The 21,964-nt window shown below is 51.2% G+C and carries 23 protein-coding genes; 17 read left to right on the top strand and 6 right to left on the bottom strand.

Features of this window, described 5'->3' with window-relative positions:
* The first annotated feature begins 192 nt into the window (after nt 1-192).
* The 8 genes from BG55_RS16815 (at nt 193) to BG55_RS16780 (ending at nt 8,758) form a co-directional block, all read left to right on the top strand.
* The gene (locus BG55_RS16815; protein WP_034939900.1) at nt 193-396 is read left to right on the top strand and encodes a DUF2065 domain-containing protein; all 204 of its coding nucleotides are present in this window, start codon (nt 193-195) and stop codon (nt 394-396) included.
* A 117-nt stretch (nt 397-513) separates the two neighbouring features.
* Nucleotides 514-1,812, top strand: coding sequence for an adenylosuccinate synthase (locus BG55_RS16810; RefSeq protein ID WP_034939897.1), 1,299 nt, complete (start codon nt 514-516; stop codon nt 1,810-1,812).
* A 194-nt stretch (nt 1,813-2,006) separates the two neighbouring features.
* Complete coding sequence (gene nsrR, locus BG55_RS16805; RefSeq protein WP_034939896.1) at nt 2,007-2,453, top strand: nitric oxide-sensing transcriptional repressor NsrR; 447 nt, start codon at nt 2,007-2,009, stop codon at nt 2,451-2,453.
* A 16-nt stretch (nt 2,454-2,469) separates the two neighbouring features.
* On the top strand, nt 2,470-4,914 hold the full coding sequence (rnr, locus tag BG55_RS16800; RefSeq protein ID WP_034939893.1) for a ribonuclease R: 2,445 nt from the start codon (nt 2,470-2,472) through the stop codon (nt 4,912-4,914).
* A 113-nt stretch (nt 4,915-5,027) separates the two neighbouring features.
* Nucleotides 5,028-5,762 (top strand): 23S rRNA (guanosine(2251)-2'-O)-methyltransferase RlmB, encoded by a 735-nt coding sequence (rlmB, locus tag BG55_RS16795; protein WP_034939890.1) that lies wholly within the window; start codon nt 5,028-5,030, stop codon nt 5,760-5,762.
* Nucleotides 5,763-6,086: 324 nt separating this feature from the next.
* On the top strand, nt 6,087-7,112 hold the full coding sequence (locus BG55_RS16790; protein ID WP_034939888.1) for an ABC transporter substrate-binding protein: 1,026 nt from the start codon (nt 6,087-6,089) through the stop codon (nt 7,110-7,112).
* Nucleotides 7,099-7,932, top strand: coding sequence for an ABC transporter ATP-binding protein (locus BG55_RS16785; RefSeq protein WP_034939885.1), 834 nt, complete (start codon nt 7,099-7,101; stop codon nt 7,930-7,932). The genes BG55_RS16790 and BG55_RS16785 overlap by 14 nt, the downstream gene beginning before the upstream one ends.
* Before the next feature lie 58 nt (nt 7,933-7,990).
* Complete coding sequence (locus tag BG55_RS16780; RefSeq protein WP_200871640.1) at nt 7,991-8,758, top strand: ABC transporter permease; 768 nt, start codon at nt 7,991-7,993, stop codon at nt 8,756-8,758.
* A 10-nt stretch (nt 8,759-8,768) separates the two neighbouring features.
* Here BG55_RS16780 and bsmA read toward each other — a convergent pair whose 3' ends face one another.
* Both bsmA and BG55_RS16770 read right to left on the bottom strand, forming a co-directional pair.
* A complete protein-coding gene (gene bsmA / locus BG55_RS16775) occupies nt 8,769-9,146 on the bottom strand; it encodes a biofilm peroxide resistance protein BsmA (RefSeq protein WP_052018916.1) in 378 nt (125 codons plus the stop codon).
* 54 nt (nt 9,147-9,200) lie between these two features.
* Nucleotides 9,201-11,135, bottom strand: coding sequence for a methyl-accepting chemotaxis protein (locus tag BG55_RS16770; RefSeq protein WP_034939883.1), 1,935 nt, complete (start codon nt 11,133-11,135; stop codon nt 9,201-9,203).
* Between the two features lie 157 nt (nt 11,136-11,292).
* On the opposite strand from BG55_RS16770, the gene yjfP reads away from it, so the two are divergent.
* The 5 genes from yjfP to rplI all read left to right on the top strand — a co-directional run bounded on the left by yjfP (nt 11,293) and on the right by rplI (nt 13,697).
* Complete coding sequence (gene yjfP / locus BG55_RS16765) at nt 11,293-12,033, top strand: esterase (protein WP_034939880.1); 741 nt, start codon at nt 11,293-11,295, stop codon at nt 12,031-12,033.
* 223 nt (nt 12,034-12,256) lie between these two features.
* Nucleotides 12,257-12,649: a 30S ribosomal protein S6 gene (gene rpsF / locus BG55_RS16760; protein WP_034939877.1), complete on the top strand. Its 393-nt coding sequence runs from the start codon at nt 12,257-12,259 to the stop codon at nt 12,647-12,649.
* A gap of 6 nt (nt 12,650-12,655) precedes the next feature.
* Nucleotides 12,656-12,973: a primosomal replication protein N gene (gene priB, locus BG55_RS16755; protein WP_034939872.1), complete on the top strand. Its 318-nt coding sequence runs from the start codon at nt 12,656-12,658 to the stop codon at nt 12,971-12,973.
* A gap of 4 nt (nt 12,974-12,977) precedes the next feature.
* Nucleotides 12,978-13,205 carry a 30S ribosomal protein S18 gene (gene rpsR / locus BG55_RS16750; protein ID WP_000135199.1) on the top strand — a complete coding sequence of 76 codons (228 nt, stop codon included), beginning with the start codon at nt 12,978-12,980 and terminating at the stop codon, nt 13,203-13,205.
* A gap of 39 nt (nt 13,206-13,244) precedes the next feature.
* The gene (rplI, locus tag BG55_RS16745; protein ID WP_034939869.1) at nt 13,245-13,697 is read left to right on the top strand and encodes a 50S ribosomal protein L9; all 453 of its coding nucleotides are present in this window, start codon (nt 13,245-13,247) and stop codon (nt 13,695-13,697) included.
* A gap of 178 nt (nt 13,698-13,875) precedes the next feature.
* Here the strand turns inward: rplI and BG55_RS16740 are convergent, their stop codons facing one another.
* Nucleotides 13,876-14,553: an OapA family protein gene (locus BG55_RS16740; protein ID WP_200871639.1), complete on the bottom strand. Its 678-nt coding sequence runs from the start codon at nt 14,551-14,553 to the stop codon at nt 13,876-13,878.
* Between the two features lie 182 nt (nt 14,554-14,735).
* Here BG55_RS16740 and fklB point away from each other — a divergent pair, with 182 nt between their 5' ends.
* Both fklB and BG55_RS21505 read left to right on the top strand, forming a co-directional pair.
* Entirely contained in the window at nt 14,736-15,356 is a 621-nt protein-coding gene (gene fklB / locus BG55_RS16735) for a BamJ family beta-barrel-assembly machinery protein (protein WP_034939867.1), read from the top strand.
* Nucleotides 15,357-15,819: 463 nt separating this feature from the next.
* Nucleotides 15,820-16,110 (top strand): hypothetical protein, encoded by a 291-nt coding sequence (locus BG55_RS21505; RefSeq protein ID WP_052018915.1) that lies wholly within the window; start codon nt 15,820-15,822, stop codon nt 16,108-16,110.
* 164 nt (nt 16,111-16,274) lie between these two features.
* Here the strand turns inward: BG55_RS21505 and BG55_RS16725 are convergent, their stop codons facing one another.
* Nucleotides 16,275-18,215, bottom strand: coding sequence for a bifunctional 2',3'-cyclic-nucleotide 2'-phosphodiesterase/3'-nucleotidase (locus BG55_RS16725; protein WP_034940031.1), 1,941 nt, complete (start codon nt 18,213-18,215; stop codon nt 16,275-16,277).
* Nucleotides 18,216-18,463: 248 nt separating this feature from the next.
* On the opposite strand from BG55_RS16725, the gene cysQ reads away from it, so the two are divergent.
* Nucleotides 18,464-19,204, top strand: coding sequence for a 3'(2'),5'-bisphosphate nucleotidase CysQ (gene cysQ, locus BG55_RS16720; RefSeq protein WP_034939866.1), 741 nt, complete (start codon nt 18,464-18,466; stop codon nt 19,202-19,204).
* A 76-nt stretch (nt 19,205-19,280) separates the two neighbouring features.
* Here cysQ and BG55_RS16715 read toward each other — a convergent pair whose 3' ends face one another.
* On the bottom strand, nt 19,281-19,850 hold the full coding sequence (locus tag BG55_RS16715) for a YtfJ family protein (RefSeq protein WP_034939860.1): 570 nt from the start codon (nt 19,848-19,850) through the stop codon (nt 19,281-19,283).
* Nucleotides 19,851-20,160: 310 nt separating this feature from the next.
* Between BG55_RS16715 and BG55_RS16710 the strand changes: the two genes are divergently transcribed.
* The gene (locus BG55_RS16710; RefSeq protein WP_034939858.1) at nt 20,161-20,367 is read left to right on the top strand and encodes a DUF1107 domain-containing protein; all 207 of its coding nucleotides are present in this window, start codon (nt 20,161-20,163) and stop codon (nt 20,365-20,367) included.
* A gap of 104 nt (nt 20,368-20,471) precedes the next feature.
* Here BG55_RS16710 and paeA read toward each other — a convergent pair whose 3' ends face one another.
* Nucleotides 20,472-21,803, bottom strand: a complete 1,332-nt coding sequence (gene paeA / locus BG55_RS16705) for a polyamine export protein PaeA (protein ID WP_034939857.1) — start codon at nt 21,801-21,803, stop codon at nt 20,472-20,474.
* Nucleotides 21,804-21,964: the final 161 nt, after the last annotated feature.

Below are 21,964 nucleotides of genomic sequence, written 5' to 3'. Positions count from 1 at the left end.
CGCGGTACTGACTGTTGTCGCTTGCGGAGGGTCTGACATCCGGCTGGTAAGCGATGCCCCGGCGATCTGCCAGTACAGGACAACGGTGCGATATTAAAGCAGTCAGCGGGTAAATAATTCTTTCATTTTTCCGGCAGAACGCTGAAAAGCCGTGGCATACTACGGCTCTTTTTACCAGACCCTGAATGCACAATGAACACAACTATTCTGATGGCGCTGGCCCTGGTGCTGGTTTTGGAAGGCCTTGGGCCGCTGTTATCTCCACGGATCTGGCGGCGGATGATTCTCTCAATGGCGCAGTTACCGGATGCGCTTCTGCGTCGCTTTGGGGGTGGACTGGTGGTAGCGGGTGCTGTCATCTACTACATGGTTAGCGTGCGTCACGGTGGTAGCTGAGCAGATAATTGCGTGGCCGACGACCGGCAAAAAAGTACGCAATCGTATGCTAAAACAGCTGAAAGACGTTTTTTACGATGGTAGAATCCATTTTTAAGCAATCGGTGATTTTGACAAATGGGTAAGAACGTTGTCGTACTGGGCACCCAATGGGGTGACGAAGGTAAAGGTAAGATAGTTGACCTCCTGACGGAACGTGCGAAGTATGTAGTGCGCTATCAGGGCGGCCATAACGCTGGCCATACGCTAGTCATCAACGGTGAGAAAACCGTCCTCCACTTAATTCCCTCTGGCATTCTGCGTGAAAACGTCACCAGCATCATCGGCAACGGTGTGGTGCTTTCTCCTGCCGCGTTAATGAAAGAGATGAAAGGTCTGGAAGATCGCGGTTTCCCTGTACGCGAGCGTCTGTTTATCTCTGAGGCCTGCCCGCTGATTCTGGAATATCACGTGGCGCTGGATGTGGCACGTGAAAAAGCCAGGGGTGCTAAAGCGATTGGCACCACGGGGCGTGGTATTGGACCGGCTTATGAAGATAAAGTCGCTCGTCGTGGCCTGCGCGTTGGCGATCTGTTTAATAAAGACAATTTCGCCGCCAAGCTGAAAGAAGTGATGGAATATCATAACTTCCAGTTAGTCCATTACTACAAAGAAGAAGCGGTTGATTACGACAAAGTGCTGGCGGATATGATGGCAGTTGCCGATATCCTGACCGGCATGGTGGTTGACGTTTCTGAACTGCTGGACAATGCCCGTAAAAATGGTGACCTGATCATGTTTGAAGGCGCACAAGGTACGCTGCTGGATATTGATCACGGCACCTATCCTTACGTGACTTCATCTAATACTACCGCAGGTGGTGTGGCAACGGGTTCTGGCATTGGTCCTCGCTATGTTGACTACGTGCTGGGCATTGTGAAAGCCTATTCCACTCGCGTCGGTGCGGGTCCGTTCCCCACAGAGCTGTTTGATGAAACCGGAGAATTTCTCTGTGCGAAGGGGAATGAGTTTGGGGCCACCACGGGCCGCCGTCGCCGTACAGGCTGGCTGGATGCCGTAGCCGTGCGTCGCGCTGTGCAGATTAACTCCCTTTCTGGTTTCTGTATGACCAAGCTGGACGTGCTGGATGGCCTGAAAGAAGTGAAAATTTGCGTAGCCTACCGTATGCCGGATGGTCGCGAAGTCACAACTACTCCGCTGGCAGCAGAAGGCTGGGAAGGTATTGAGCCGGTGTACGAAACCCTGCCCGGCTGGAGTGAAAACACCTTCGGTGTGAAAAGCCGTGACGGTCTGCCGCAGGCCGCGCTTGATTACATCAAGCGTGTTGAGGAAGTTACCGGAGTGCCCGTGGATATTATCTCCACCGGCCCGGACCGCAGTGAAACGATGATCCTGCGTGATCCCTTTGATGCCTGATGCGTTCTCTGAGGCCGGATATTTTCCGGCCTTATCTTCTGAAGATGTTCCTGCCCAGACTCACTTTCTTGCCCCTTGCTTAAATAAAATGACCTCGAATCAGCAGGCTGGTTTATCATCATTTATAACATACTCATTTTTGAGCGGATTATGACCATGTCCGACCTGTTGACGATCGGCCTTTTGAGGTAACTGTGCAGCTAACAAGTTTCACTGATTATGGTCTGCGTGCGCTGATTTTTCTCGCTGCTCTCCCCGATGGTAAAATGACCAGCATTACCGAGGTGACGGCTGCTTATGGCGTGTCACGTCATCATATGGTCAAAATTGTTAATCAGCTTAGTCGGACAGGTTATGTGGCGACGGTGCGGGGAAAAAAGGGGGGGATCCGGTTGGGCAAACCTGCCAGTGAAATTGTCATCGGTCAGGTGGTACGTAATCTGGAACCTCTGCAACTGATCCACTGCCACAGTGATTTTTGCCATATAACGTCCGCCTGTCGTCTGAAGAAGGCGTTGCAGGAAGCGGTGCAGAGTTTTCTCGCCGTTCTGGATAATTACACGCTGGCCGATTTGGTGGCTGAAAATTATCCGCTTTACCAATTATTGCAGATTGAAGCGCCTTCAATCCGCTATCGATGACAACGGAGGAACCGCTATGTCAAAAGATCCTTTTCAGGAACGGGAAGCAGAAAAATATGAAAATCCCATTCCCAGTCGCGAATTTATCCTCGCTCATTTAGATAAACGCGAAAAACCGGCCAGCCGTGAAGATCTGGCCAGTGAGCTGTCCATTTCCGGTGAAGAGCAGACTGAAGCGCTGCGTCGACGCCTGCGGGCTATGGAACGTGACGGACAGCTGGTATTTACCCGCCGCCAGTGCTATGCCCTGCCTGAACGTCTGGACCTGTTACGTGGCAAAGTTATTGGCCATCGCGATGGTTTCGGCTTTTTGCGTATTGAGGGCAGCAAAGACGATCTGTACCTCTCCGCCGAGCAGATGAAAATGTGTATGCACGGTGACGTGATCCTTGCGCAGGCAATGGGTGCCGATCGTAAAGGTCGCCGCGAAGCGCGCGTGGTGCGTGTGCTTGAACCGCGTAACAACCAGATTGTCGGACGTTACTTTACCGAAGCGGGCGTCGGTTTTGTGGTGCCCGATGACAGCCGCCTGAGCTTTGATATTTTGATCCCCCAGGAGGAGCTGAAAGGTGCCCGGATGGGGTTTGTGGTGGTGGTGGAGCTGATGCAGCGCCCAACCCGCCGCAGCAAAGCGGTCGGTAAAGTGGTGGAAGTGCTGGGTGACAATATGGGCACCGGGATGGCCGTCGAAATGGCGTTGCGCACCCATGATATTCCTCACGCCTGGCCGGAAGAGTTGCAAAATCAGATTGCCGGCCTGAAAGAAGAAGTACCGGAAAAAGCCAAAGCCGGGCGGGTCGATCTGCGCGATCTGCCGCTGGTGACCATTGATGGCGAAGATGCCCGTGATTTCGATGATGCCGTATTCTGTGAAAGAAAACGTGGGGGCGGCTGGCGTCTTTGGGTGGCTATCGCGGATGTCAGCTACTATGTTCGTCCCGGCACGCCACTGGACGATGAGGCGGTGAACCGGGGAACCTCGGTTTATTTCCCGTCACAGGTAGTGCCGATGCTGCCTGAAGTACTGTCCAACGGCTTGTGTTCACTGAACCCACAGGTTGATCGTTTGTGCATGGTCTGTGAGATGACCATCTCCGCCACTGGTAAGTTGACGGGGTACAAGCATTACGAAGCGGTGATGAACTCCTGGGCGCGTCTGACCTATAACAAAGTCTGGAGCATTCTTCAGGGCGATCAACCGCTGCGTAAGCAGTATCAGCCACTGGTGAAAGACCTGGAAGAGCTGCACCGCATGTATCTGGTGCTGGAAAAAGCCCGTGAGCAACGCGGCGGCATTTCGTTCGAAACCGACGAAGCCAAATTTATCTTTAACGCTGACCGCCGAATCGAACGTGTCGAGCAGGTTTCCCGCAACGATGCGCACAAGCTGATCGAAGAGTGCATGATCCTGGCTAACATCGCCTCAGCCCGCTACGTTGAGAAGAATAATGAACCTGCATTGTTCCGCGATCATGACCGCCCCAGTGAAGAAAACATCCGCAGTTTCCGTTCGGTGCTGAATGAGCTGGGGCTGACGTTGGGAGGGGGAAACAAACCCCATCCGCTGGATTATGCTGAACTGCTGACGCAGATCGCCAGCCGTCCCGACGCTGAAATGCTGCAAACCATGCTGCTGCGGTCAATGAAACAGGCGGTGTACGATCCGGAAAACCGTGGGCACTTTGGTCTGGCGCTGGCTTCCTACGCGCACTTTACCTCGCCTATCCGCCGCTATCCTGACCTGCTGTTGCATCGGGCAATCAAGTATCTGCTGGCCAAAGAGAAAGGCGCTTTTGAAGGGAATACCACGCCAACCGGCGGCGTTCATTATGATTTACAGCAGATGTTGCAATTTGGTCAGCACTGCTCAATGACCGAACGCCGGGCTGATGAGGCCACCCGCGATGTGGCTGACTGGCTGAAGTGTGATTTTATGCAGGACCAGGTAGGAGAAACCTTCACCGGGGTCATCTCCAGCGTAACCGGGTTTGGCTTCTTTGTTCGTCTGACCGACCTGTTTATTGATGGTCTGGTGCATGTCTCCACCCTTGATAATGACTACTATCGCTTTGATGCGGTGGGGCAGCGGCTGATTGGCGAGTCGGGTGGCAGAACATACCGACTTGGCGACACGGTAGAAGTGCGGGTCGATGCGGTGCACATGGATGAACGCAAAATCGATTTCGCATTGATATCAAGCTCCCGGAAACCTCGTGGAGAAGGTAAGACCGAGCGCGAACGGGCCAAAAAGGAAAGCGGGCAGTATCAGGGTAAACGTCGCCGCAACCAGAGTAAAAAAGCCAACTTTGAACCGGACAGTGCCTTCCGTTCCGCTAAAGAACAGCAGAGTAACGGCGCGAAAAAAGAGAAAAAAGCCAAAAAACCGTCGGATAAAAGCCGTAAAATCGCCGCCGCGACGCGCTCAAAGCGCGCAGCTAAAAAGTCTGACACAACGGCCTGATCTCAGGTGCGTTCTGAAGAGCAGTGATTACGCGCCCGCCGGGGCTGGAGAACGTGTCTGGGGCGGAACTTATTCCGCCTGATGCATCAAAATTATTGGGTGAGTAGTGATTAATGAGTGAAATTGTTTTTGGACTTCATGCCGTGCAGGCGCTGCTTGACAGCGATCCACAGCGTTTCCAGGAAGTGTTTATTCTTAAAGGCCGTGACGACCGACGTTTGCAGCCGTTGATAAAGGCGCTGGAAGCCCAGGGCATTGTTATCCAACTGGCCAGCCGCCAGTGGCTGGATAATCAGGTGGAAGGCGGTGTGCATCAGGGTATCGTTGCGAAGGTGAAGGCCGGACGCCAGTATCAGGAGAACGATCTTCCTGACCTGCTGGCGAGTCTGGATACCCCGTTCCTGCTGATTCTGGATGGCATCACCGACCCACATAACCTCGGTGCCTGCCTGCGCAGCGCCGATGCGGCAGGCGTTCATGCGGTTATTGTGCCGCGCGACCGCTCAGCCCAGCTAAATGCCACGGCGAAGAAAGTGGCCAGCGGCGCAGCCGAGCATGTACCGTTGATCCGCGTCACTAATCTGGCCCGCACTATGCGGCTGTTGCAGGAAGCGAATATCTGGATAGTCGGTACAGCGGGCGAGGCCGATCACGATGTTTATCAGAGCAAAATGACCGGCCCGATGGCACTGGTGATGGGGGCGGAAGGTGAGGGGATGCGGCGTCTGACGCGTGAACACTGCGATGAGCTGATCAGCATTCCGATGGCGGGGAGTGTCTCCTCGCTGAATGTCTCCGTTGCTACCGGTATCTGCCTGTTCGAGGCAGTACGCCAGCGCAAAGCCTGAGACGACGGACCGGCGGCTGTCAGCTGGCCGGTCTTTAATTGATATCGGAAATTATTAACAGAAACAGACACTATTCCCTCCGTGCCGCCTGCCGATAAATATTGCCGATATTCAGAGTGTGGATCACAATTAAGTATCTGATATTCAATAAAATAGCTGGCTCTAAAGTCGAAATAATCCGTAAGTGAAAATCGGTAGCCTCGCCATCACTGAGCGCGCCAACAGTAAATTATCAGAAGCAATTCTTATTGATTGCCAGATAGTTAATAAATAAATTACCTTAGCTGAATTGTGTCGTGTCATTAGCAGATAAGGGAAACAGCTATGAAATTTATGCTAAAGGGGATTCTGGCGGGTTTATTGCTGCTCAGTCTTCAGGCCGTATCTTCTCCTGTGCCGCTGGAAAAGCCACGGCTCACTATTGCCGTCGGTGGAAAAAGCGTTTTATACAACCTGCCGCTGACGATTGCTGAGCGGAAAGGTTATTTCAAAGAGGCGGGTTTACAGGTTGATATTTCAGACTTTGCTGGCGGTGGGAAAGCGCTACAGGCACTGATTGGCGGAAGTGCTGACGTGGTCAGTGGTGCTTATGAACACACCATTACCTTACAAAGTAAAAATCAATACATCACCGCGTTTATCATGACCGGCCAGGCACCGCAAATTGTGGTGGCGGTATCGCGGAAAACCATGCCGAATTACCGACAGATTAGCGATCTGAAAGGAAAGAAAATCGGGATTAGCGCCCCGGGATCCTCCACTAATATGGTGGCAAATCTGGTTCTTGCCCAGGCGGGGCTGAAACCAGCTGATGTTTCCTTTATTGGTGTTGGCACCAGTGCGGGTGCTGTAGATGCTTTACGTTCCGGACGTATCGATGCCATCGCCAATACCGAACCCGTTATCTCTCTGCTGGAGAAAAGTCACGACATTACTCTTATCGCTGATACCCGGACAATAGCAGGCACAGAGGCCATTTTTGGTGGGCCAGTGCCCGCCGGTTCGCTCTACGCCAGAGAGTCATTTCTGAAGAACAATCCGGCAACGATTCAGGCATTAACATCCGCGATGTTGAAAGCCTTATGCTGGCTGAACACCGCTTCGCCTGACGAGGTGGCGGCAACGGTGCCTGAAAGTTATCTTCTCGGGGATGCGGAGCTGTATAAAATGGCGTTTACCCATATACGTCCTGCTATTTCGCGGGATGGTCTGTTCTCTCCGGTAGCAACCAAAACAGCATTACATGCACTTTCTGGCTTCGATCCGTCTGTTCAGGCTGAGCATATCGATCTGTCACGGACATGGACTAATCGTTACGTGAGTGGAGCACAGTGCAATGAACGAAAATGATCATCGCAGTGGGACGGCACTTCAATTACATGCCGTTTCATACAGTTATGGTCAGCCTCGCTCACCGGCAGAAAGAATGATACTGGCAGAAACTCACCTGAAGATTGCAGCAGGTGAGTTTGTCTCTGTGGTTGGGCCAACAGGGTGTGGCAAATCCACGTTGTTAAAGCTTTGTGCCGGTTTGCTCGCCCCTTCTTCTGGTCAGATAACGGTATTTGATAAACCGCTGAAGGGTATCAATTCGCACGCAGGGTATATGTTTCAGGATGAAGTGTTACTGCCCTGGCTGACGGTTTTGCAGAATGTGGTGCTGGGATTAGGTTACCGTGGCATGCCGGCGAATGAATCTGATTCGCTGGGCAGATGCTGGTTAACGCGTGTGGGATTGAGTGCGGTTGCTGATTACTTTCCTGCGCAACTATCCGGAGGGATGCGTAAACGTGTGGCGCTGGCGCAAACTCTGATCCTCAATCCTGAGATTATCCTGATGGATGAGCCCTTTTCTGCACTGGATATTCAGACTCGCCAGTTAATGGAAAATGAACTGCTGGCCCTCTGGGAAAAAAAACGCAGTGCGGTACTTTTTATCACGCACGATCTTGATGAAGCCATTGCTCTGGCCGATCGGGTTATTGTCCTTTCGGCCGGACCGGGCACTCGCGCAATAAGTGAATTTTCAGTTCCTTTGCCTCGCCCTCGTGATGTAACGGAAATTCGTACTCATCCGGAGTTTGTCGCATTGCATAAAAATATCTGGAGCGTGCTTCGTGATGAAGTGCTGAAAAGTTACCAACATAATCTATCCCAACATGAGCAATAAAAATTCCGTAATAAAACCGACCTCACTTGTGCTGGGCAGGTTATCAGTATTTTTCTGTGTGCTTGCCATCTGGGAGATCGCCTCCCGGGATCCACAACTGGCGTTTTTCTTTGGCGATCCTCAGCGGGTGATGATGACGCTCTGGCAATGGTTTACAGAAGGTGATGGGGTTCTGGAGATTGCCTGGGGAGACCAGGTTCTTTATTCATTACATTTTCCGGCGCAAATTTATCCGCATCTGATTATCACCCTCAGCGAAACCCTGCTGTCATTTATTATTGGCACACTGATGGGAATGGCGGCGGGACTTTTTCTGGGAGTTAATCCGCTGTTATCAGGCATTTTCTCTCCTTATATCAAAGCATTAAACTCGTTGCCGCGCGTCATTCTCGCCCCCATCTTCGCCATGTGGTTTGGCCTGGGTATCTGGTCAAAAGTGGCGTTCTCTCTCACCCTGGTGTTTTTTGTGGTCTTTTTTAATGTATGGCGCGGTGTCCGTGACGTTAACCCTGTGCTACTGGATAATGCCCGCATGCTGGGCGCGAACAGACGTCAACAGTTGATGACCATTTACCTCCCCTCGGCGACATCATGGGTATTTTCAAGTTTGCATATGGCTATCGGGCTGGCTTTTGTCGGTGCCGTTGTCGGGGAGTATTTAGGCTCTTACCGCGGTATCGGATATTTAATTCTCCAGGCTGAAGGCAGTTTTGATATCAACACGATTCTGGCCGGGACAGTGTTACTCACCCTGTTTGCTCTGTTATTAGACTCCGGCATCAATGTTATTGAACGCCATGCATTTAAGTACAGGCAGGTTAAATAACCTCCTCACCTTATCTTTCGCCGGTATCAGTTCGGTATGGACGGTCCTCTGTCAGGCTCTGGTGGTGTGTGCTTCTGGTGACCACGGCAGGGGCGTAAAGAATGGCCGTTGCATACCAGTAGCCCGGCATGATGGTTTCGCTGACCAGTTGCACCTGATACCAGCTCGCACCCGCCGCCGTCGCTTTATCGGCAATGGCCCGCAGCGCATCATCCGGAGAACCCCGAACGCTGACGCTGATGGTGCCTGTCCGCCGTAAATTGAGGCTTTGTGCACGATTTATCTCCTGCGCTTTTGCCGTCGCGGCAGGCGGTGACTGAGGTGTGACGGTGAACAGGCTACAGCCGCTCATCAGCAGCATTGCCAGTAAAAGGAGTAACCGCTGCATTCTGATGTCTCAATGTGATGGGATAGCTGAAGTCTACGCTATCCCGGCAGATTGTTACGCTTTTACGCTAAAAATCCGTACCAGCTGGCCCAGATGTTGTCCCTTACGACTCAGCTCCTGCGCGGTATGTTCGGATTGCGTAATCAGTTCACTGCTCTGATGGGTGGCCTGACCAATCTGAGTCATGGCCTGATTGACCTGGCCGATGCCCGCAGACTGCTCTTTCGACGCAATGTTGATCTCACTCATCAACACTTTCACCTGTTCGATGCGGCCAACAATATTGTCCATCTCCTGGCGGGTCTGCCCGGAAAGATCATGCCCCAGCACCACTTTACTCAGTGAGTTTTCAATCAGGCCATCAATCTCTTTTGCAGCCTGGGCACTACGCTGTGCCAGCGAGCGGACTTCTGCTGCCACCACCGCAAATCCTTTACCGTGCTCGCCCGCCCGTGCGGCTTCCACCGCAGCGTTGAGTGCCAGAATATTGGTCTGAAAGGCAATGGATTCAATAACCTGAGTAATATCCGCAATGCTCTGCGAAGCGTTTTTGATATCGGTCATCGTCACCACCGAACGGGAGACGGTTTCGCCGCCTTTTTCCACCGCCGTGGCTGCTTCTGCGACCAGAGACATGGCTTGAGCAACATTGGCGGCATTCTGCGCCACCGTTGCACTCAGCTGTTCCATCGCCGCCGAAGTCTGTTCAACGCTGCTGGCCTGACGGGAAATTTGTTCACTGATGTTTTCACTGCTTTGCGCGATGTTATCGGTGCCCCCGCTGATCTCCTGCGCCGCTTCCCGGACCTGAGAGACGATGCGTTCCAGCCCGTCGCCAATGCCGTTGATTGCCACAATCAACTGTCCCACCTCATCGTGACGACGGGTTTCCAGGGTGGCCTGCAAATTTCCCGCTGAGTACTGGCGAGCCAGTTCAATCACCTGTTGCAGGGGTTTACTCAGCCAGCGGCGGGTGGCAACCACAAAACAGAGCGCAAACAGCGCAACCAGCCCGGCACCGATTAATAAAAACAGATTACGAATATGCTGAATGGGTGCCAGCAGGCTGGCCTTGTCTATCTCAGCCAGGATCACCCAGCGCATATCCGGCTGATGCTGCCAGGCAATAATCTGCGTTTTGCCTTTTTCATCGGCGGTTTCGATGGTGCCCTGCGCCTGATTTAACAGCTGTTGTTGCAGAGCGTCAGACCAGGCAGGCAGTTTGCCTTCCTGGGTTGGATGAAACACGAACTGTCCGCGGTTTTTTCCTTCTGCATTACTGATCACGGTGAATTGCCCGCTGTCACCCAGTTTCTTGGCAATCACTTTGTCACGCAGCAGGGCAAATTGTTTGGTAATTTCCAGCCCGACAAACAGCACCGCAATCACCTTACCTTCACCGTCTTTAACAGGCTGATACTGACTGATATAGCGTTTGCCAAACAGCATGGTCACACCCCGCCAGACCTCGCCGTTACGCATTTTATCCCAGGCCGGACTGCTGTGGTCCATGCGAGTACCTACAGCGCGCTCACCATCCTCTTTGCGTAATGCGGTGGAAACGCGAATAAAATCATCACCCATGCGCACAAATATCGTCGAGATTGCCCCGGTTCTTTGCTGGAAATCATCCACCAGCACCTGGTCCAGGTTGAGGGTTTTTAAACCTGCCCGCAGGGGCGGGGTCTGTTCATTGCCCACGGGAATGATTTGTGTTTCGTCGACAGAAAAACGCTTTGGCAAAAAACTCTGAAAAAGTGCCGTATAGTTGGTCACTTCTTCAATCAGTGTGCTGTTAAACATCGAGGCCATATCACTGATACCATCCACCTGGTTTTCCATATTTTGCAGTGTCAGTATCTGCAACTGTCTGGCTGAATTCTGTGTCAGGGCCAGGGTTAATATCAGGAACAAAAGCGCAACGGTAACTGAGGTAATGACCGACAGTTTGACGCCGAGACTCCAGCGACGAAAAGCGAAAAGTTTCATATTCTGGCCTGCTCAACCTGAAAAGGGGGACGTAACGGTTAACGGCAATTCTGTCAAAATATTTAGAACTCAATTTTGTGAGCGCGGTTATAAATATGGCCTTTGGTCAGCCGGTGGCGGTTCTGTCTGACGTCACGTACTTTTTTGAGGGGAGCATATGATCGAAATCGCAACGGAAACTTTTGCCGGTATTGAGTGCCTGCACGCATCACCGGTCGGGCAACGTCACCATCCTCTGCCGACCGTTCTTTTTTTTCATGGTTTCACCTCATCAAAAGAGGTCTGGTCCTGGGCTGCTGTTGCGCTGGCACTGGCGGGCTTTCGGGTGGTATTACCGGATGCTCAGCAGCATGGCGCACGTTACAACGGCGATAGCGAGCATCGGCTCGGTCATTTTTGGGACATTCTGCGGAGTAATATTGATGAGGTGCCGCTTCTGGAGGCTGCGCTGCGGCAACGAGGGCTGGTTGCGCAACAGCGGATTGCCCTGGCGGGCGGCTCCATGGGCGGTATGACGGCGCTGGGCGCGATGGCACGTTATCCGCATTTTGTCAGTGGTGCCTGCCTGATGGGATCGGGATACTTTTCCTCACTTTGTCATACGCTGTTCCCGCCACGGGAGGCGGAACTGGCCGGGGCGTTAGCCAGACAAACCGCACTGCTGGCAGATTATGATATTACTGACCGTCTGGAAAACATCGCCAGGCGCCCCTTACTGATTTGGCACGGTGAGGCGGATGAACTGGTGCCGGTTGCTGAGAGTCTCCGGCTGCAAAATGCCTTAGGCGAGGCGCAGCTTGACGACAATCTTACCTGCCTCATCGAAACGGGAGTGGGACACCGCATCACCCCTGGCGCACTTGAAGCGCTGGTGGCATTCTTTCAGCAGCATCTGTAGCGGTGTCATGGCGGCAGGGGACAGATTTAAAACCTGTCAGGTGCGGTAAAAGTCGCATGGCCGAATAATTTTCCCTCAGCATTAACTTTACCTTGAGTTATCCCGACACCATCAGTAAGATTACGCGTCAATTTTTCAGCCGTACAAATATACACGTTCCTTGCTTCCATGGGCCACGGCTGACCCTGACAGGAGGCTGAATAATCCGTAAGGAGCAAATTCGATGCGTCATTACGAAATCGTATTTATGGTTCACCCTGACCAAAGCGAACAGGTTCCTGGCATGATCGAGCGTTACACAGCCACCATCACTGGTGCTGAAGGTACGATCCACCGCCTGGAAGACTGGGGCCGTCGTCAGCTGGCTTACCCGATCAACAAACTGCACAAAGCGCATTACGTTCTGCTGAACGTTGAAGCGCCGCAGGAAGCGATCGATGAGCTGGAAACAAACTTCCGCTTCAACGACGCCGTTATCCGCAGCATGGTTATGCGCGTTAAGCACGCGGTAACTGAAGCATCGCCAATGGTTAAAGCAAAAGATGAGCGCCGTGAGCGTCGTGAAGATTTTGCTAACGAAACCTCTGATGATGATGCTGGGGATTCTGAAGAGTAATTTCTCGTGACGGTCAACCGACTGACGCTGACTGGCAATGTCTGTAAAACGCCAGTGCGTAAAGTCAGTCCGTCAGGGATACCACACTGCCAGTTCGTGCTTGAGCACCGTTCAGAGCAGGTGGAAGTCGGTTTTACCCGACAAGCCTGGTGCAGGATGCCGGTGGTGATCAGCGGCAATGCACATCAGGCCATTACTCAAAGTATAACGGTCGGCACGCATCTGACGATTTCAGGATTCATTAGCAGCCATCAGGGGCGCAATGGACTGAATAAAATCGTGTTGCATGCCGAGCAGATTGAATTGATAGATTCTGGAGACTAGCCAAATGGCACGTTATTTCCGTCGTCGCAAGTTCTGCCGTTTCACCGCGGAAGGCGTTCAAGAGATCGATTACAAAGATATCGCAACGCTGAAAAACTACATCACTGAAAGCGGTAAGATTGTACCAAGCCGTATCACTGGTACTCGCGCAAAATACCAGCGTCAGCTGGCTCGTGCTATCAAGCGCGCGCGTTACCTGTCCCTGCTGCCGTACACTGATCGTCATCAGTAACCGGCAACTGTCCATTAACGACTTTAAGAGGATAAGGTAATGCAAGTTATTCTGCTTGATAAAGTAGCAAACCTGGGCAGCCTGGGTGACCAGGTTAACGTGAAAGCGGGCTTCGCTCGTAACTTCCTGGTGCCACAGGGTAAAGCGGTTCCCGCTACTAAGAAAAACGTTGAGTTTTTCGAAGCGCGTCGTGCCGAACTGGAAGCCAAACTGGCTGACGTTCTGGCAGCATCTAACGCACGTGCTGAGAAAATCAATGCACTGGGCAGTGTGACCATCACGTCTAAAGCAGGCGACGAAGGTAAACTGTTCGGTTCCATCGGTACTCGCGACATCGCTGACGCTGTAACAGCTGCTGGCGTTGACGTTGCCAAGAGCGAAGTTCGTCTGCCGAACGGCGTTCTGCGCACTACCGGTGAGCACGAAGTGGACTTCCAGGTTCACAGCGAAGTCTTCGCGAAAGTGATCGTGAACATCGTTGCTGAAGCTTAATCGGCTTTAGTTACGTAGCAAAACGCCGGCCTTGTGCCGGCGTTTTTGTTTGCAAAATCCTTAGCCCCGGGAGCCATCTTTGCTGAGGCTATGGCAGCATGAATCACAGATCAGGTGATGCGTTTTTAAGGCCCCCTGCCAGCACACTCCACATTCTTATTGTTACTGTCAGCCCCAACTACTGAGCGCGGAGAAAGGTTCCGTCCTGCTGACGAGTAAAGAGAATCTGCCCGTTCGTGCTGTCCACGGTCAGCCCGGTAACGATGCCCTGAGCATTCTGGCGGATTTTTACTGTCTGGCCGGTTTGCAGATTACTGAGGGGTTTATCATTTCCTTCCACCTGCGCCATGGCGAACACATCATTGACCGGTAAGTTATGATCGCGAAACAGCTGGGCCAGAGTCTGTCCGGAGGCTATCTGATAGCTGTGCCACTGGCCCTGCGCATCGGCGCTACCTGATGGCTGTGCTGTCTGTTGAGCGGAAGTGTCCTGCTGATTACTGAGTTCCGCCTGCATTGTGGGGGCGGTCGCTGCATGATTATCGCCGGTCAGGGAAGTCTGTCGTGGTTCCGGGGCTGGAGAGGGCCAGAGAAAGGCCAGTAAAACCACCACAACGGCGAGGATGATGCCACGACGATGAAAGGAAGGGAGCGGGTCCATCCAGCGTACTGAATCTGGCAGTAACCAGATTCTGCGGAACCACTGCGCTATTCGTTCTGCTACAGACGCACCTGGCATGGCGTCATCCTCCTGGCGCGGGTCTCGCGCAAATAGTGAGCTTTTGGCTAAGCGGTGCAAAATAACCTTTAGCGAAAGCGGCTGGCTTTTCCGTCGCCTGCGGGCAAGATGGCCCATGTTGACCTCGATTAAAATATAGCTGATAACGCATTGTCCGTGCGGTGTTTATCTCGCCACGGGGATGCGGGTATTGTTTCTTTTTGTCAGCCAAAAGTCACCTGAAGAAGATGGCATTTTACGCCTGGTGCCAGCGCTGTTATGCTTCGTTCTCGGTTTTATCAATGATGAAAGGAAAATCCATGTCTACCCCTTCTTTTGACAGTGTGGAAGCGCAAGCAAGTTACGGTATTGGTTTACAGGTTGGTCAGCAGTTGCTGGAGTCGGGACTTCAGGGGCTACAACCGGAAGCGCTGTTAGCGGGCCTGCGTGATGCACTGGAAGGGAATTCCCCGGCAGTACCTGTCGATGTGGTGCATCGTGCACTACGTGAAGTTCATGAGCGTGCCGATGCGGTGCGTCGCGAGCAGCAACAGGCAATGGCCGTTGAGGGACAGAAATATCTGGAAGAGAACAGCAAACGTGACGGCGTCAGCACTACTGAATCTGGTCTGCAATTCAGCGTGATTTCTCAAGGTGATGGTGCAATCCCCTCCCGCCAGGATCGCGTTCGGGTGCATTACACCGGTAAGTTAATCGATGGTTCCGTTTTTGACAGTTCCGTACAGCGTGGTGAACCGGCCGAATTCCCGGTCAGCGGTGTGATTCCAGGCTGGATTGAGGCCCTGACACTGATGCCGGTTGGTTCCAAATGGGAACTGGCTATTCCTCATAATCTGGCTTACGGTGAACGTGGCGCGGGCGCTTCCATCCCTCCGTTTAGTGCGCTGATTTTTGAAGTTGAGCTGCTGGAAATTCTTTAATACAGACTGCCGGTAAATGCTGAAAACCATTTACCGGCTGATAATAGCGTTGCAGATAAATCGATATTACGTTGTCAGATGATAAACGTTCCCCCCCTGAATATTTTCTATACCTGTGCGGTAAAATGCCTGGGTGTTTTCTGATATTTTCTTAATTAACTCTGCATTGCAGATAAAATTTCAGGATTAAATTGATTGTTTTTTTTGACAGCACATGTTATCAATTATATTTAATACATCCGTCGTTATACTTTCCTGTTTTTTGTTTTATTTTAAACTTTTCTTTCATGATTTAATTTTTTAATTTAATTAATAATTTCCTGATGAGTTAGTATATTATTTTATTTATTTTCTGTGGCTGTTTTATTAATTGATTTGTTTTATTTCTATTATAAGTTTGTGAGCCGTGGCACTCGCTGTCATGAACACACAGTCAATATTAATTTATACAGGAAAATGAAATATGCGTGAATTAAACTCTATGGAAATAGCTGAGGTTTCTGGTGCGGGAGTTATTGCCACTCTCACTTCTGGTATTGGCAGCACACTCGGTGGCCTGGCTGACTCTGTTGCATCGATATTCGGTCTGACCACAACATTTTCCTCAGCGGCTAAAACTCTGGGAAATGGCATTGGTCAGGTGATTGAACTTAACTTCACGGAAGGTAAATCCAATATCTCCAGCGGGATATCCGGACTGATTGCGGCTGTCACCAGTATTTTCAGCACAACTACCGACAGCAGCAGCAGCTGAGATTCTGGCTGACTGATACAAAGATGTACCCATGACATGAACTGTGCATTAATTTCTGATATGCATCGATCATGAAAAAATAAATCCGGACCTGATTCCAGGTCCGGATTTTTGCTGTAAACCTGGCTTGAAAAATTTTATTGTGTAGCGGGTTATGGATAAAGTTAGTTATTTAATGTGATCCGATAGACAGCAAAACCGGTTTCATCATCACCCACTTTTTTCAGTGGATAGCGTGCGTAGTGTTGGATAAAAGCTGCCGCTTTTTCAGACGGTGATGTTTCAAATCTGATATCCACCGGAGCGTCGCTGTTGAAGAGAGCCAGCTGCCAGTTATTATCGGCCTGTGGTTTTACTTCGCCATGGGCCTGAGTCTGTGCCCTGATATATGCTGCGACCACTGACCTGTTTTCATCCGGCGAGACGAAAGCAATATGATTATCTCCGGTCCCGGCAAATTTTCCGCCATACGCCCGATAATTATTGGTTGCAATCAGAAAGGTGGCAGTAGGGTCAATCGGTTTACCGTTAAATGTCAGATTGCGTATCCGTGACGCCTTATCATTAATTAACTGGCACTCTTCGTTGTAGCGTGCGGGCTGAGTGATATCAATACGATAATTAACGCCATCGATTACATCAAAATTATAGGTGCGGAAGTTCCAGTTAATCAGCGACTGAGGTTTCTCACTGGCAACGTCGATTTGATTAAACTGGCCAGCAGAGCACTCCAGCCACTCTTTTACTTCCCGACCTGAAACTTTCACTACCGCCAGAGTATTAGGGTAAAGATATAAATCCGCAGCGTTACGGAAAGTGAGTTGGCCTTTTTCTACTTCAACATAGCTGGCGGGATCATTCTTACGCCCCCCAGCTTTAAACGGTGCCGCTGCTGAGAGCACCGGCAAACCGGCCAGGTCCGGGTCGCCCTGGATAAAATGCTCTACGTAGTCTCGCTGAGCATTGTTCACGATTTGCACTGTAGGATCGTCCTGAATCAGGGAGAGATAGCTGTACATCACATCGGCGGATTTGCCGATGGGCTGGCTGACAAATTTGCGGGTGGCCTGATGGTCTGATTTCAGCAGATCCACCAGGGCTGCATCCTCCGGCGCAAGTGACTTTTTGTTTGCGGTATCATAAATCGGACGTGCTTCTGTCTTTGCACTGTTAACCTGCCAGTGCCCATTATCATTATTGAGCACCAGATCAACCACACCGAGATGATCGCCCCACATGCCGGGCATCACCGCAGCAACACCATTTAATGTCCCCCTGGTGATATCAGCTCCTTTAATACTGGCAAAATCCTTGCCGGGGAATACCGCATGGGCATGACCGAAGAGAATGGCATCAATACCTGGAACCTGGCTGAGGTAATAAACGGAGTTTTCTGCCATGGCGCGGTAAGGCTCACCTGACAGGCCCGAATGGGGAATAGCGACCACCAGATCCGCTCCCTGCTTACGCATCTCAGGCACCCATTTGCGGGCGGTTTGCGTGATATCGTTAACGGTTATTTTGCCGCTAAGATTTTTTTTGTCCCACACCATAATCTGTGGTGGCACAAAGCCGATGAATCCTACCCTGAGCTGATGAGGTTTCCCGGCGCGATCGGTTACCTGCACCGATTTAATCAGATAAGGCGTGAACATGGGCTGGCCGGTTTTACGGTCGATAATATTGGCGTTGATATAGGGGAAACGTGCACCGCTGAGAGCTTTATGCAGATACTCCAGCCCGTAGTTAAATTCGTGATTACCCAGGTTGCCAACGGTGTAATCCAGCGTGTTCATCGCCTTGTATACCGGATGTACTTCACCGGATTGCAGTCCTTTGGCGGCCATATAATCGCCCAGTGGGCTGCCCTGAATAATATCGCCATTGTCCACCAGCACGCTGTTTTTGACCTCATTCCGCGCCTGAGTAATCAGGGTGGCGGTACGCACCAGGCCAAATTTTTCACTGGGCGTATCTTTGTAGTAGTCAAAGTCCATCATATTGCTGTGCAGGTCGGTGGTTTCCAGCAGACGGAAGTCTACGGTTGCGGCCTGTAACGTGCTGCTTATCAGCACGGTGAGTAAAGCTAAAGAAGGCTTGAGCATCATTTTCTCCATAAAATTTGTTGTCCGGTCAGCCTCACCATCTCAAAAAAAGATGAAATTATTACGTCGTGTCTCACATATATGTGATCTGTTACCAGTATTTACTGCTGATGGACATTTTGCGGCAACTCACGACAGTCGTTAAGCCATGCTACGATAGACAAAGGTATGTCAGATTCGCGCACGCTGTGCTGAAGGCTGCACCAGAAGTTCACAGCCGGTATGCGTATGCAATACGAGGTGAAAAGATGCTCAATAAAATTTGCCAGCTGGCACGAGACGCAGGCGTTGCGATTATGCAGGTGTATGACGGTGAGGCACCGCTTGATGTTTCGCAAAAGTTGGACCACTCACCGGTAACTGCCGCAGATATCGCTGCACACAAGGTGATTGTGCAGGGGCTGACGGCACTCTCTCCCGATATTCCGCTGCTTTCAGAAGAGGACCCGGTAGCCTGGGAAGTGCGTCAGCACTGGCAGCGTTACTGGCTGGTTGATCCGCTGGACGGCACCAAAGAGTTTATCAAGCGTAATGGCGAGTTTACCGTCAATATTGCTTTAATCGAGAAGGGTCGCCCGGTACTGGGTGTGGTTTACGCGCCGGTGCTGGACATCATGTATTCCGCTGCCGATGGTAAAGCGTGGAAAGAAGAGGGGGGCCACAAAACGCAGATCCAGGTGCGGGAAGCCCGACCACCGCTGGTGGTGGTGAGCCGCTCGCATGCAGACAGTGAACTGGAGGATTATCTCAGTCAGTTGGGTGAGCATCAGACCACGGCAATTGGTTCGTCCCTGAAGTTTTGTCTGGTGGCAGAGGGTAAGGCACAGCTCTATCCACGCTTTGGACCAACCAACATTTGGGATACCGGTGCAGGACATGCCGTCGCCATTGCCGCCGGGGCACATGTACATGACTGGCAGGGAAAAACGCTGGACTACACGCCACGAGAATCATTTCTTAATCCCGGCTTTCGCGTTTCTATCTTTTAGTCCTGCTGATGTGGCATAAGGGCAGGTGATGCCTGCCCCAGACTGAGGGGATTAATTGCTGCTTACGGCGCTTTTGTCAGGCGTCATTCTGCTGTAACAGTTGCTGTACCAGCCGGATCACCTGCTGAATCTCAACGGCGGTCAGCGCACCGTCTTTGGCGAAACGTACCCGTCCTGCCTTATCCAGCACCACTATCGCTGAACCTTCATTTTCCAGCTGCCAGCTTTTCTTCGCCAGACCATTACTGTCGACGATAAACTGTGACCACGGGAACTGCTTCTTGTTATTTTCGATGCTGCTGCGCACGAACATCCCCGTACCGGGAATGGCATCATCGGTATTTACCAGCGTGGTGGTCTGGTAGCGATCATGGGGAAATTTCGCTGACTTAATTGCTTCGACTAACGCGGCGTTTTTTTCCTTAGCAGAAGCGCGGCCAGCGATATGTTGTATCACTCTGACTTTCCCCGGCAGCTTCGCACTGTTCCAGCTCTGATAACTGAATTTGTCCTGTTGCCATACGAGTTCGCCCTTATCACTGATACCCACGGGGGGCACCCGCTGCCCAATCGTAAAATTATGGGCACTGGCCATCAGTGGCAGCAGTGTCGTCAATAGTAAAAAAACCGGGCGAAAGAAGGTCATCACAGCTCCTGATATCGTTGACGGACTGGTTGATCATGCTTCTGAAATAATAAACACAGATGATAAGGATGTCGTATCTGAGAAACACATATGCAACATGACGCACAAATTATTGACATTTGAAGGTTTATACTGTCATCGGGTCATTAGATAAAAGAGCACACTGTCATGATGTGTAAATGCAGTAAAAAAATTCAATTTTTCGCTTTTTAACGCGACAACCAGGCTATAGTTGATGCACTTTGCGCTGAGGGAGTTGTGCCAGGTTTGCACCGATAATCGCGCGTGGTTACTCAGGAGTCGTATCAGAATGAAGATTTTTCAGCGATATAATCCGCTACAGGTCGCTAAATACGTTAAGACACTGTTTCGTGGCAGATTTTATATAAAAAACGTTGGCGCGTTTGAATTTGATAAAGGGAAAATACTGATCCCACGAATCAAAGATAAACAGCATTACAGTGTGATGTCAGAAGTGAACCGCCAGGTATTGCGTTTACAAACTGAATTAAACTGATCGCAGAGGGCAGAATATATCTTCTGCCTTCAGGATTTGCCCGCAGTACATCTCCTCTCCGCATTTCTCTTTTGCAGCCCGATTTTTGTTCCTGCTGGTCGCCATCAGCTTTCGACTTTTTCTTCTTCCTGCTTGCTCAGCAGCGACGCCGGCCGGGCATCAATGCGCGTCACCAGCAGCTGATCGATACGATAACTGTCGATATCGACCACCTCAAACTTGTAGCCGTGGAATTTAACAAAGTCGGTGCGTTTGGGGATTTTGCGCAGCATATACATCATAAAGCCGCCGATGGTTTCATAGTTGCCGGACTGCGGAAACTCATCAATATGCAATACGCGCATTACGTCATCAATCGGGGTTCCTCCCTCAACCAGCCAGGAGTTTTCATCACGCGCGACAATCTGCTCTTCCATACCCTGACCGACCAGATCGCCCATCAGGGTGGTCATCACATCATTCAGGGTAATAATTCCGACCACCAGCGCGTACTCATTCATGATCACCGCAAAATCTTCTCCGGCGGTTTTGAAACTCTCCAGCGCTTCTGACAGCGTCAGCGTATCGGGAACAATCAGAGCAGAACGGATTTGGACACCGCTACTCAGCGCCATACTTTGATTACCCAGTACCCGCAGCAACAGCTCTTTGGAATCGACATAGCCAATAATATGGTCAATATCTTCGTTGCAAACCAGAAACTTGGAGTGCGGATGATTGGCTATCTTCTCTTTCAGACTGGCCTCATCTTCATGCATATCAAACCACACCACATTTTCTCGTGAGGTCATGGAAGAGGGGACCGTGCGCGATTCAAGCTCGAATACGTTTTCAATCAGCTCATGCTCCTGTTTGCGCAGCACGCCTGCCAGGGCGCCCGCTTCAACAACGGCATAAATATCATCGGAAGTTATATCGTCTTTGCGCACCAGGGGGATTTTGAACAGGCGAAAAATGATGTTCGCGCCGCCGTTAAAAAACCACACCAGCGGACGAAAAATCAGCAGGCAGAAGCGCATCGGGTTAATGATCTTCAGCGCGATGATTTCCGGAGCGATCATTCCCAGCCGTTTTGGAAAAAGGTCTGCGAAGAGGATAAACAGGCTGGTGACCAGGGTAAAGGAGCAGATAAAGCTGAGTTGCTCTGCCAGTTGCGGATTAACAAAACGATTAAACAGCTGGCTGAACGCCGGAGAAAAAGCGGAATCTCCCACAATCCCTCCCAGGATGGCCACCGCATTCAGGCCAATCTGCACGACGGTAAAGAACATGCCGGGGGATTCCTGCATTTTCAATACCCGTTGCGCATTAATGTTTCCTTCATCGGCCAGCAGCTTAAGCTTAATTTTGCGCGCGGCTGCCAGCGAGATTTCCGACAGGGAGAAAAATGAACTGATGGCGATCAGTAGTAAGATGACAAGCAGGCTGTCTAACATAAAGCATCCATAAGATGGCTGATTCAGTCGGGTTGAGACAGAAACAGGCCCTGAGTTAATGACTTGTCATTTTTGGCCTGGGCAGCGCGTCAGCATCCCGGTGGGATGGTGCCGTCAGGTTTATTTGGGCTATCCGTGCCAAAAATGTCTGCGACAGGCGG

The organism is Erwinia mallotivora, assembly GCF_000590885.1.
In the GTDB taxonomy this organism is placed as follows: Bacteria; Pseudomonadota; Gammaproteobacteria; order Enterobacterales; family Enterobacteriaceae; genus Erwinia; species Erwinia mallotivora.
This window is presented reverse-complemented; position numbering and strand designations above follow the sequence as displayed.